The sequence below is a fragment of the Janthinobacterium sp. 17J80-10 genome (genome assembly GCF_004114795.1).
Lineage (GTDB): Bacteria > Pseudomonadota > Gammaproteobacteria > Burkholderiales > Burkholderiaceae_D > Paucimonas.
Window position 1 is genome coordinate 892,014 of the sequence record NZ_CP035311.1, and the last position, 12,165, is coordinate 904,178.

A 12,165-nucleotide genomic window follows, 5' to 3' on the forward strand; every position below is an offset into this window, starting at 1 on the left:
CATTGCCGGGCAAATTACTTGCGTGGCAGGGCAATGGCCGGCGACTGCGCCGTTACTGCCGACGGTTCGAGCGAATTGGCAAAGTTCATGGCCGGCAACGACTGCTCGCTGATGCCTGCACCGGCGCTGCGTGCTTCGCCTCCCGCGCCGGCGGAGCTGCCCGTGTCCTGGGCGGTGACGTCATAAGGCGCCGGCGAACTGGCAAACTCCAGGCGGACGACATCGGCGGCAAAGGCGCCAGCGGCGCAAGTGGCTGCAACAACAGCAACGATCATTTTTTTTGCATTCATTTCAATTTCTCCAAAAGTAAGTGCTTCAATGGCCGGACTTGGCAGGATCGCGCTTGTGGCGTTGCGGCCAGGTCCGGATCGGTGGAGCGCACGTGCTTGCGTTTGTGTGTCATCGATGGGCTTACTTTATCCATTGCGGATCCGGAGAAAAAGGCTGAAAATTGCAAGGCAATACTGCGTTTTTAGCAGGAATGGAAAAAATGGACCGTTTGCAATCAATGCGTGCATTCGTGCGGGTGGTGGAGCAGGGCGGATTTGCCCGGGCAGCCCGTGCCTTGAATATTTCGGATACGGTCGTGACCCGGCTGGTTGCCGACCTGGAAAATCATCTCGGTACGCGCCTGCTGAACCGCACCACGCGCAAGCTGTCGCTGACGGAAACGGGGCAGGCCTACCTGGAACGCGTGCGCCAGATCCTGCAAGATATCGAGGATGCGGATGCGATCGCCGGCGCGATGTCGCGCAAGCCTGCCGGCACCTTGCGCATCTATTCGTCGATGGCATTCGGACGCTATCAGCTGTCGACACTATTGCCGCAATTTGCCGCCGCCCATCCGGAAATCGTGCTGGATGTGACGTATTCGGACAGGGCCGTGGACCTGGTGGGCGAAGGTTTCGACGCCGGCATCCTGATCGGTGACCTGCAACAATTCGACGCCACCATGATCGCCCGCCAGCTGGGCAGGGCCAAGACCTTGCTGGTCGCCTCTGCAGGCTATATAAAAAAACATGGGGAGCCCCTACAGCCCGCTGACCTCGCCAGCCATCAATGCCTCAACTATCCCTTCGAGCAAGTCCGGCACCATTGGTCATTGCGCAACGAGCATGGCGCCATCGATGTCCCGGTGGTCAGCCGGGTGATTGCCAACAGCGGCGATTTATTGCGCGATTGCGCGCTGGCCGATATGGGCATCTTCATCCTTCCTTCATTTGCAGCCAAGGACGACTTGTCTTGCGAACGCCTGGTCCGTATCCTGCCGGCCTATCATCTCGACACGCTGCCGATCGCACTGGTCTACCCCAGTCGCCGCCTGCTGTCGTCCAAAGTACGCGTATTCGTCGATTTCATGATGGCGCAGTTTCCTGATCCCGAAGCCGATAACTGGCTTTCCTGAGCCAGCGCAGACATGCCTGCATGAAAGACTGAAATCGTCGGGCCTTGGCGTTACAATGTTTGCATGAAACTTCGCATCGCCACCTATAACATCCACAAGGGCGTGTCCTCCATTGGCAGCCGGCCACGCATTCATGCATTAAAACAAGCTGTCGGCACGCTGCACGCCGATATCCTGTTCCTGCAGGAAGTCCAGGGGCGCCACGACTTGCTCGCGGCCAAGCATGCCACCAACTGGCCCGAGGAGGGGCAACATGACTTTCTGGCCGGCGACGATGCCTATCATGTCGCCTATGGCATGAACGCCGTGTATGACCATGGCCACCACGGCAATGCTTTGGTGAGCCGCTACCCGATCGCCTCCTTCAGCAACCAGGATGTGTCCGACCATGCCTTTGAAAAACGCGGCATCCTGCACTGCGTGGTGCGTTGGGTTGAGGCAGGTGTCGACGTCCATTGTTTCGTGATCCATCTCGGCCTGTTCGCCGGCAGCCGCAAGCGCCAGACCGCGTCCCTGATCGAGGCAGTCAATGAACTGGCGCCGCGCGATGCGCCGGTGGTGATTGCGGGCGATTTCAACGACTGGACCAACCAGCTGAGCGACAAGTTGCGCGAGCAACTGGGCGTGTGCGAAGTATTCGATGAAAACATTTCGCGTCGCGGTTTCGGCACTTACTTGCGGCGCCTGGCCGGGCGCGGGCCGAAGATGGCGCCGGCACGCACATTTCCTGCGGCGATGCCGCTATTGCAGTTGGACCGGATTTATGTGCGCGGCTTTACCGTGGAAGATGCCAAAGTCTTGCATGGCGGCTTGTGGTCCAGGCTGTCTGACCATGCGCCGATTGTGGCAACATTGCACTTGAAGTAAGCCCCCTGCCACTCCCATTGTGCTGGTTTCGCCATGACTTATGCGCTCGGTAAAATTTACCGCTGATAACATCGTCACCTTGCTGCATTGTGGCGCCGAATTTTTTCCGGCGCTGGAAGCAGCCATCAATGCGGCAACGGTCGAGATTTACTTCGAAACCTATATCTTCGCCGACGACGATACCGGCAGGCGCATCGAAGCCGCCCTGCATGGCGCCGCCGCGCGCGGCGTCTTCGTCAACGTGATTGTCGACTGGCTTGGCACTGGCGACGAGCAAAGCCTGCGCCTGCAACGCGATTTTGCCGCGGCCGGCGTGCATTTCCGGCGCTATAACCCGTGGTTTCGCCGTGGCCTGTCGCGCCTGCACCGCAAGCTGTGCGTGGTGGACCGTCATACCGGCTTTGTCGCCGGCCTGAATATCAACGAGGACCTGCGCGACGATGAAGACCCGCGCATCATCCTGCCGGCGCCGCGCTGGGATTTTGCGGTGGTCATTTACGGCCCGCTGGTAGCCGAAATCCACCGCGAGATGGAAGCCCAGTGGATCAGCATGGGCCGCCTGCAAATGAATCTGCGCGCAGGCATGGAGCGGCTCAAGGCCTACCGTCATCCGGTGCCGGACATCACCGTGGCGCCAGCCATGGCGGGGCTGGTGGTACGCGACAACCTGCGCAACCGCCGTACCATCGAACGCAGCTACCTGCAGGCGCTGGGCCGCGCTCGCCAGGATGCCTGGCTGGCCAATCCGTATTTTGCCCCGGGGCGCAAGATGCGCGTGGCACTTGCCGCGGCGGCCGCGCGCGGGGTGCGCGTGACGCTCTTGCTGGGCGTGGGCCAGCTTCCGCTGCAGGATGCCGTGGCGCGCGCCTACTATCCCAAGCTGCTGCAAAACGGCGTGCGCATCGTCGAATACCGCCGCACCCAGCTGCATGGCAAGGTGGCCGTGGTAGATGACCAGTGGGCCACGGTAGGCTCGAGCAATTACGACGGCTTCAGCCTGGTTCTCAACCAGGAAGCCAACGTGGTGGTACGCGACGCCGCCTTTGCCACGGCACTGCGCAGGCAGATCGAGAGCGGCGTCGCCGACGGCGTGGCGGTGCGCCGGGAAGACTTCGACAAGATCCCCTGGTACAAGCGGATCGGCTACCGCACCGCCTATTTTTTTTACAGGAATACCATCAGGCTCATCGTGTGGGCCAGCGAGTCCTGATTTTTTCCGGGGATTGACCATGAATACCGGCAGCGCCGCAGTGCGCATCGACAAATGGCTGTGGGCAGCCCGTTTTTTCAAGACCCGTTCGCTGGCCACCGATGCCGTCGACGGCGGTAAGGTGCGCCTGAATGGCGAGCGCATCAAGCCGGCCAGAAGCGTCAAGCCCGGCGATACCCTGGCCATCGACAATGGCGCAACCGAATGGGAAGTGGTGGTGCGGGGGCTATCGGAAACGCGCGGGCCGGCTGCCGTCGCCCAGACCCTGTACGAGGAAACCGCCGAGAGTATTGCCAAGCGTCAGCAGAGCGCTGAAACGCGCCGCTTATTCCAGGAGCCGGGCGCAGCGATTCGCGGCAGGCCGACCAAGCGCGACCGCCGCAAGCTTGACGATTCATCCTGGTGAACAGGCGTTGTTTTAACGTTTGACTTTTGCCGCGCAATGCATAATAGTACGGTCGTACGATTATTTGAACATCGGTTAACCGGATCACGCACTCGGCATGGCAACAAGACAATTGCGCAAAGGCGAACAAACCCACGCGGCCATCCTGGACGCCGCCCTGGACATGGCCAGCAGACAAGGCCTGGAAGGCTTGACGATAGGTTTGCTGGCTGACAAGATGAGCATGAGCAAGTCGGGCGTATTCGCCCATTTCGGCTCCCGTGAAGATTTGCAGATCGCCGTGGTCAAGCGCTACCACGACCAGTTTGAGCAAGAAATATTTTTCCCCGCCATGAAGCAGCCGCGCGGCTTGCCGCGCCTGCGCGCCCTCTTTACCGGCTGGGTCAGGCGCGTTACGCTGGAGATTACGTCCGGCTGCATTTACATCAGCGGCGCCGTCGAATACGACGACCGCCCCGGCGCGATCCGGGAAGAACTGGTGGCGATGGTACGCACCTGGCAGGGCAGCTTGCGCCGGGCAGTGCAGCAGGCAATCGATGAAGGCCATTTGCGCGCCGACATCGACCCCGACCAGATGGTATTTGAAATGTATGGCCTGGTGCTGGCGCTGCACCACGATGCCCGCTTCATCCAGCGCCCCGGCAGCGAAAAGCGTGCGCAGGCAGGCTTTGACACAATGATCGAGAGTTACCAGAAAAAAGACGCCAGATAAAACGCCTAACCACAGGAGACCGTCATGGGACACTACGCCGCCCCCTTGCGTGACATGCAATTCGTTCTGCATGAATTGCTGCATGTCGAAGAGGAATTGAAGCAGTTGCCGAAACACGCTGACCTCGACGCCGACACCATCAACCAGGTGCTGGAAGAGGGCGGCAAGTTTGCCGCCAATGTGTTGTTCCCGCTGAATCACAGCGGCGACCGCGAAGGCTGCCGCCTCGACAAGGACACCCATGCGGTAACGACTCCCAAGGGCTTCAAGGAAGCCTACCGCCAGTATGTGGACGGCGGCTGGCCGTCACTATCGTGCGATGCGGAGCATGGCGGCCAGGGCTTGCCGCTGGTGGTCAACAACTCATTCTATGAAATGGTCAATTCCGCCAACCAGGCCTGGACCATGTACCCGGGTCTTTCCCATGGCGCCTACGAATGCCTGCACGCGCATGGCACGCCGCAGCAGAAAGCGCTGTACCTGCCGAAGCTGGTGTCGGGCGAATGGACCGGCACGATGTGCCTGACCGAAGCCCATTGCGGCACCGACCTCGGACTCTTGCGCACCAAGGCCGAGCCGCAGGCCGACGGTTCGTACAGCATCACCGGCGGCAAGATCTTCATTTCCGCCGGCGAGCATGACATGGCGGCCAACATCCTTCACCTGGTGCTGGCGCGCCTGCCGGATGCGCCTGCCGGCACCAAGGGCATTTCGCTTTTCCTCGTGCCCAAGTTCCTGCCCAATGCCGACGGCTCGCTGGGAGCGCGCAATGGCATCACCTGCGGCGCGATCGAGGAAAAGATGGGCATCCACGGCAACGCCACCTGCCAGATGAACCTCGACGGCGCCACCGGCTGGATCATCGGCGAGCCGAACCGCGGCTTGCAGGCAATGTTCGTGATGATGAATGCGGCGCGCCTGGGCGTGGGCATGCAATCGCTCGGCCTGACCGAAGTGGCCTACCAGAATGCCGTCACCTATGCCAAGGACCGCCTGCAAATGCGCAGCCTGTCCGGGCCGAAGGCGCCGGACAAGCCGGCCGACCCGATCATCGTGCACCCGGACGTGCGGCGCATGCTGCTGACAGCGCGCGCCTGGGCCGAAGGCGGCCGCGCCTTCAGCTCGTATGTTGCGCTGATGATCGACCGCGAGCTCAATCACCCTGACGAAGAAGTGAGGAAGGAAGCCGCCGATCAGGTGGCGCTGCTGACGCCGATCGTCAAGGCTTTTCTCACCGATAACGGTTTTGCCGCCGCCTCCGAAGCCCAGCAAGTCTATGGCGGCCACGGCTATATCGCCGAGTGGGGCATGGAACAGTATGTGCGCGACGCCCGCATCAACATGATTTACGAAGGCACGAACACGATCCAGTCGCTGGATTTGTTGGGCCGCAAGGTGCTCATGGATAACGGTGCCAAGCTGCGCAAGTTCGGCGCGCAAATCCAGGCATTCGTGGAAGAGCACGGCACCGACGAAGCCATGAGCGAGTTCATCACGCCGCTGGCCGATATCGGCGACAAGGTGACCAAGCTTTCCATGGAAATCGGCATGAAGGCATTCCAGAACCAGGACGAGGTGGGCGCCGCCGCCGTGCCTTACCTGCGCGTAGTCGGCCACCTAGTGTTTGCCTACTTTTTCGCGCGCATGGCGAAGATCGCGCTGGACAAGCAGGATAGCGGCGACAACTTCTACAAGGCCAAGCTGGCGACCGCGCGTTTTTACTACGCCAGGCTGTTGCCGGAAACCGCCATGCTGATCCGCCAGGCCCGTTCGGGTGCTGCCAGCCTGATGGCGCTTGACGCCGATTTGTTTTAAAGAACACAGAAAGGGTATCTCCATGTCCAATTTCATCGTCAAGAAAGTCGCCGTGCTGGGCGCCGGCGTGATGGGCGCGCAAATCGCCGCCCATTGCATCAATGCCCGCGTGCCTGTCATCCTGTTCGACCTGCCGGCCAAGGAAGGACCGAAGAACGGCATCGTCCAGAAAGCCATCGAGAACCTCAAGAAGCTGAGCCCGGCGCCGCTGGGCAACAAGGACGATGCCGCCCTGATCCAGGCCGCCAACTATGAGGAAAACCTCGACCTGCTGCAGGAATGCGACCTGATCATCGAGGCGATTGCAGAGCGCATGGACTGGAAGCACGACCTGTACAAGAAAGTCGCGCCGCATATCGGCGCCAATACCATCTTTGCTTCCAATACCTCCGGCCTGTCGATCAATGCGCTGTCGGAAGGATTCGACGCCGCCTTGAAGGCGCGCTTCTGCGGCGTGCATTTCTTTAACCCGCCGCGCTACATGCACCTGGTCGAGCTGATCCCGACGGCGACCACTGCGCCGCACATCCTCGACCAGCTCGAAGGCTTCCTCACCACCACGCTGGGCAAGGGCGTGGTGCGCGCGCTCGACACGCCCAACTTCATCGCCAACCGCGTCGGCGTCTTCGGCATGCTGGCAACCATGATCGAGGCGGAAAAATTCGGCCTCTCGTGCGACGTGGTCGATGACCTGACCGGTGCCCGGCTGGGCCGCGCCAAGTCCGGCACCTTCCGCACCGCCGACGTGGTCGGGCTGGATACCCTGGGCCACGTGATCCGCACCATGCAGGATGCGCTCAAGGACGACCCCTTCTATGCTGCCTACGCAACGCCGCCGGTGGTGGCCAAGCTGATCGAGTCCGGCGCGCTGGGCCAGAAGACCGGCGCCGGCTTTTACAAGAAAGTGGGCAAGGATATCCTGCGCCTGGATCCGGCTAAGGGCGACTATGTTGCCGGCGGCGGCAAGGCCGACGAGCTGATCGGCCGCATCCTGAAAGAAAAGGACCCGGTCAAGAAAATGAAGGCGCTGCGCGAATCGAGCAACCCGCAGGGCCAGTTCCTGTGGGCGATCTTCCGCGACGCGTTCCACTACATCGCCGTGCACCTGGAATCTATTGCCGACAATGCGCGCGATATTGATTTCGCCATGCGCTGGGGCTTCGGCTGGAGCGTCGGCCCCTTCGAGACATGGCAGGCGTCCGGCTGGCAGCAGGTTGCCACCTGGGTCAAGGAAGATATCGATGCCGGCCGTGCGTTGAGCGCGGCGCCGCTGCCGGCCTGGGTCTTCGACGGCCGCGAAGGCGTGCATGCGCCGCAGGGGTCGTACGCGCCGAAAAAGAATGCCTACGTGCCGCGCTCCGAGCTGCCGGTCTATCAGCGCCAGGCGTTTCGCGCGCAACTGGTGGGCGACAATGCGCCCAAGGGCGCCACCGGCGGCACCACCGTGTTCGAGGATGATGCGGTACGCATCTGGCACCAGGGCGACGACGTGCTGATCCTGTCCTTCAAGACCAAGATGCATCTCATCAGCCTGGAAGTGGTCGAAGGCATGAAGCGCGCCGTCGCCGAGGCCGAGCAGAATTACAAGGGCCTGGTGATCTGGCATGCCGACGCCGCCGAAGGCGGGCCGTTCTCCGCCGGCGCCGACCTGCAAGCCATGCTGCCGCTGTTCATGTCGGGCGGCGTGAAAGCCATCGAGCCGGAAATTGCGCGCCTGCAGAATGCCCACATGATGCTGAAATACGCCAATGTGCCAGTGGTGGCGGCAGTTGCCGGGCTGGCGCTGGGCGGCGGCTGCGAACTGCTCCTGCACACAGCCAAACGCGTGGCGGCGCTGGAATCCTACATCGGCCTGGTGGAAGTGGGCGTGGGCCTCTTGCCGGGTGGCGGCGGCCTGAAGGAAATTGCCCAGCGCGCTGCAAAGCAGGCCAAGGGTACCGATATCCTGCAGTTCCTGAAGGATACCTACATGCACGCGGCAACCGCGGCGGTCTCCAAGTCGGCGCACGAAGCGCGCCAGCTCGGCTACCTCACGGAAAACGACGTCATTGTCTTCAATCCGTATGAATTGCTGCATGTGGCCAAGGTGGAGGCGCGCGCCATGTACGACGCCGGTTACCGCCCGCCGCTGCGCGCGCCATTCCCCGTCACCGGCCGTTACGGCATGGCCACCATCGCCGCGCAACTGGTCAACATGCGCGACGGCGGCTTCATTTCGGCGCACGACTACAAGATCGGCTCGCTGATCGCGGAAGTGGTTGCCGGCGGCGATATCGAGGCGGGCAGCCTGGTCAGCGAACAATGGCTGCTGGACCTGGAACGCAAATACTTCATGGAACTGCTCAACCATCCCAAGACGCAGGAACGGATCATGGGCATGCTGCAGACCGGCAAGCCGGTGCGAAACTAAGGAGCAAATGATGACCAAACAACTTCAAGAAGTCTATATCGTCGCCGCCACCCGTACCCCCATCGGCAAGGCGCCGCGCGGTATGTTCAGGAATGTGCGTCCGGACGACCTGCTGGTGCATGCCATCCGTTCCGCCGTGGCGCAGGTGCCCAACCTCGACCCGCAATTGATCGAGGATGCCGTGATCGGCTGCGCCTTTCCGGAAGCCGAGCAGGGTTTGAATTTTGCGCGCATGGGCGTGCTGCTGGCAGGATTGCCCAACACGGTGGGCGGCATCACCGTCAACCGCTACTGCGCCTCGGGCCTGTCGGCGATCGCCATTGCTGCCGACCGCATCCGCGTGGGACAGGCCGATGTCATCATCGCCGGCGGCGCCGAATCGATGTCGATGGTGCCGATGATGGGCCACCATCCCTCGATGAATCCGCTGGTGCTGAAGGACGAGAATATCGGCATGGCGTATGGCATGGGCATCACCGCCGAAAAGGTTGCGCAGCAATGGAAAATCTCGCGCGAGGCGCAGGATGCATTTGCCCTGAATTCGCACCAGAAGGCCATCGCTGCGCAGCAAAGCGGCGAATTCCGCGATGAAACCACGGCATTCGAGATCGTCGAAAAATTCCCGAATCTCGCCAGCGGCCAGATCGATGTGAAGACGCGCACCGCCGACCAGGACGAAGGCCCGCGCGCCGACAGCAGCGTGGAAGCGCTGGCAAAGTTGAAGCCCGTGTTTGCCGCCAAGGGCTCCGTCACCGCCGGCAACAGTTCGCAAATGTCCGATGGCGCCGGCGCGCTGCTCCTGGTGAGCGAGAAAATCCTCAAGGAACACAACCTGACGCCGCTGGCAAAATTCAGCTCGTTCGCCATCCGTGGCGTGCCGCCGGAAATCATGGGTATCGGGCCGAAGGAAGCCGTGCCGCTGGCGCTGCGCGCAGCCGGCATCACCCAGGACCAGCTCGACTGGATTGAGTTGAACGAAGCCTTTGCCGCGCAGGCACTGGCCGTCATCGGCGACCTGCAGCTCGACCCGTCCAAGGTCAACCCGCTGGGCGGCGCGATTGCGCTGGGCCATCCGCTGGGCGCCACCGGCGCCATCCGCGCCGCTACCGTGGTGCATGGCTTGCGCCGCCGTAACCTGAAATACGGCATGGTCACCATGTGCGTGGGCACCGGCATGGGTGCGGCTGGCGTGTTCGAACGGGTTTGATGCCATGGAAATTTTAAGCAGCAATGTGGATGGCGTCTTCACCATCCAGTTCAACCGGCCAACCAAGAAGAATGCATTCACGGCTGCGATGTACCAGGCCATGACCGATGCCATGCATGAGGCGGAGCATGATCCGTCCGTGCGCGTCATCCTCTTCACGGGCAATGCGGATGCATTCACGGCAGGCAACGACCTGGAAGACTTTGTGAACGATCCGCCCATGAGCCCGGACGCCGCGGTCTTTCGCTTCATGCAGGCCGTCACCGACGCCCGCAAGCCGCTGGTGGCCGCGGTAGCCGGCAACGCCGTTGGCATCGGTACCACGCTGCTGCTGCATTGCGAACTGGTGTATGCCGCCGACAATGCCAAGTTCGCGCTGCCGTTCGCCAAGCTGGGCCTGTGCCCGGAATTTGCGTCCAGCTTCTTGCTGCCGCAGCTGGCTGGCTACCAGCGCGCCGCCGAGGCGCTGCTGCTGGGTGACGCTTTCGGCGCCGAGGAAGCGTACGACATGGGCCTGGTCAACCGGGTATTTCCAAAGGACGAGTTGCTGGCGTTTGCCCAGGCGCAGGCCGGCAAGCTGGCGGCTTTACCCGCGGCCTCGGTGCGCACTACCAAGCAATTGATGAAGGCGCAGCAGCAGGCGGCAGTCGCAGCGCAAATGGCGGAGGAAATTCGCCATTTTGCCGCCATGCTGCCGGCGCCGGCCGCAAGGGAAGCTGTGGCGGCCTTCCTGGAAAAGAGAAAGCCGGATTTTCGCAATCTTCCGGAGTCCTGATACAGCACCCCCTGCCTGCAGGGGGGACATGGAGGGCACGTGGCCTGGATCATCACCAAGTATTTACTGACCGCAGGCGTCGTGGTCCTCGTGTCCGAACTGGCCAAGCGCAGCGATAAATTGGGCGCTCTGGTCGCGGCCCTGCCGTTGGTAACCATACTTACCCTGGTCTGGCTGCATATCGAGAAACAGCCTCCTGAAAGGATCACCAATCATGCCTGGTACACGTTCTGGTACGTCGTGCCAACGCTGCCGATGTTCCTGGCGTACCCCATGCTGTTCAACCGTTTAGGGTTCTGGCCCGCCTTGTTGGCCAGTATCGTCATCACGGCTATTTGCTTTGCAGTGTTTGCGTTTGTTGTGCGGCACTTCGGCATTGAATTGCTATAGACAAAAATAAGAAGCAATTTCTTTCTGTCTCCCATGTTCATGGGATGGCGTTCATTACAACAATAACTATATGATCTTGCCTAGTAGATATGGTTTGCATTCATCTATACACTATAATTAATTGCAATTGATGCAATCTTCTGGCGACGGTGAGCAGAGTTATGCACCTGCGCACGCCGTGACGTTTTTCCCGTTTAATTAGTACTGTACTTTTGTGCAGTACTACGTTGAAACCCTGATGGATACTGCGTTTTCGTAAGATTGGACGCCCGTGTTAGGTGGCGCGCAGCCAGATTAGGCGGACACCAAGATTCAACAAGATGGAATCGGTGTCAGTTTTTTCATTTTAATTAGTACTGTGCTTTTGCACAGATTGGCGTCAAATGCAGGTGGACAGGGCGTTTCCGCGGGATGGCCGGTCATGTTAGGTGGCAGGCGGCCAGAAAAAGCGGACAACGGTGTCCACCTAATTAAAGTTATGCGTACAAAGAAGGATAGCTCGCTATGAAAATGCTGGTTGACATAGATGTGCCTGACCTTCAAAAGGGAATTGATTTCTATTGCTCAGCATTTGATTTGCGTCTTAAGCGCACACTGGATAGTGATGTGGCGGAGCTGGAAGGCGGATCTTCGATCATCTATCTTTTGCAAAAATCTGAGGGTTCAAAATGTGCAGGGGCTATTCCTGACATTCGGAAATATTCCAGGCATTGGACGCCAGTTCACATTGATTTCGTGGTCGATGATTTAGGCCGAGCTGTTGAACGTGTGATTGATGCCGGAGCCATACTTGAGACTGAATGTATTAGCTGGCGAGGCTCAAAATGCATTACGTTTTCCGATCCATTTGGTAATGGTTTTTGCTTGATTGAGTTTGAGAATGAAACATACAGCGATGAGATCGCATAACTCGTCACTCAACCCGGACACCCAACATAAAGCTGCCGCTCCGCGGCCCATGTTGGGTG

12 protein-coding genes are annotated in these 12,165 nt (G+C 60.4%); 11 read left to right on the plus strand and 1 reads right to left on the minus strand.

The genetic code is table 11. The features are described 5' to 3' along the window. Window positions 1-14 precede the first annotated feature (14 nt). Complete coding sequence (locus EKL02_RS03970; protein ID WP_128900835.1) at window positions 15-290, minus strand: hypothetical protein; 276 nt, start codon at window positions 288-290, stop codon at window positions 15-17. 200 nt (window positions 291-490) lie between these two features. On the opposite strand from EKL02_RS03970, the gene EKL02_RS03975 reads away from it, so the two are divergent. The 11 genes from EKL02_RS03975 to EKL02_RS04025 all read left to right on the plus strand — a co-directional run bounded on the left by EKL02_RS03975 (window position 491) and on the right by EKL02_RS04025 (window position 12,106). Beyond that, complete coding sequence (locus EKL02_RS03975; protein WP_128900836.1) at window positions 491-1,405, plus strand: LysR family transcriptional regulator; 915 nt, start codon at window positions 491-493, stop codon at window positions 1,403-1,405. A 63-nt stretch (window positions 1,406-1,468) separates the two neighbouring features. Continuing rightward, window positions 1,469-2,272: an endonuclease/exonuclease/phosphatase family protein gene (locus tag EKL02_RS03980; protein WP_128900837.1), complete on the plus strand. Its 804-nt coding sequence runs from the start codon at window positions 1,469-1,471 to the stop codon at window positions 2,270-2,272. Between the two features lie 40 nt (window positions 2,273-2,312). After that, window positions 2,313-3,482, plus strand: coding sequence for a cardiolipin synthase ClsB (gene clsB / locus EKL02_RS03985; RefSeq protein ID WP_128900838.1), 1,170 nt, complete (start codon window positions 2,313-2,315; stop codon window positions 3,480-3,482). A 19-nt stretch (window positions 3,483-3,501) separates the two neighbouring features. Beyond that, window positions 3,502-3,888 (plus strand): S4 domain-containing protein, encoded by a 387-nt coding sequence (locus EKL02_RS03990; RefSeq protein WP_128900839.1) that lies wholly within the window; start codon window positions 3,502-3,504, stop codon window positions 3,886-3,888. Window positions 3,889-3,985: 97 nt separating this feature from the next. Beyond that, window positions 3,986-4,600, plus strand: a complete 615-nt coding sequence (locus tag EKL02_RS03995; protein WP_128900840.1) for a TetR/AcrR family transcriptional regulator — start codon at window positions 3,986-3,988, stop codon at window positions 4,598-4,600. 24 nt (window positions 4,601-4,624) lie between these two features. Beyond that, a complete protein-coding gene (locus EKL02_RS04000) occupies window positions 4,625-6,415 on the plus strand; it encodes an acyl-CoA dehydrogenase C-terminal domain-containing protein (RefSeq protein WP_128900841.1) in 1,791 nt (596 codons plus the stop codon). Window positions 6,416-6,437: 22 nt separating this feature from the next. Next, window positions 6,438-8,825, plus strand: coding sequence for a 3-hydroxyacyl-CoA dehydrogenase NAD-binding domain-containing protein (locus tag EKL02_RS04005; protein WP_128900842.1), 2,388 nt, complete (start codon window positions 6,438-6,440; stop codon window positions 8,823-8,825). Between the two features lie 10 nt (window positions 8,826-8,835). After that, a complete protein-coding gene (locus tag EKL02_RS04010) occupies window positions 8,836-10,032 on the plus strand; it encodes an acetyl-CoA C-acyltransferase (RefSeq protein WP_128900843.1) in 1,197 nt (398 codons plus the stop codon). A gap of 4 nt (window positions 10,033-10,036) precedes the next feature. Beyond that, entirely contained in the window at window positions 10,037-10,807 is a 771-nt protein-coding gene (locus EKL02_RS04015) for an enoyl-CoA hydratase (protein ID WP_128900844.1), read from the plus strand. A gap of 39 nt (window positions 10,808-10,846) precedes the next feature. Then, window positions 10,847-11,197, plus strand: a complete 351-nt coding sequence (locus EKL02_RS04020) for a DUF3147 family protein (protein ID WP_128900845.1) — start codon at window positions 10,847-10,849, stop codon at window positions 11,195-11,197. Window positions 11,198-11,701: 504 nt separating this feature from the next. Next, window positions 11,702-12,106 (plus strand): VOC family protein, encoded by a 405-nt coding sequence (locus EKL02_RS04025; RefSeq protein ID WP_128900846.1) that lies wholly within the window; start codon window positions 11,702-11,704, stop codon window positions 12,104-12,106. The last annotated feature ends 59 nt before the right edge of the window (window positions 12,107-12,165 follow it).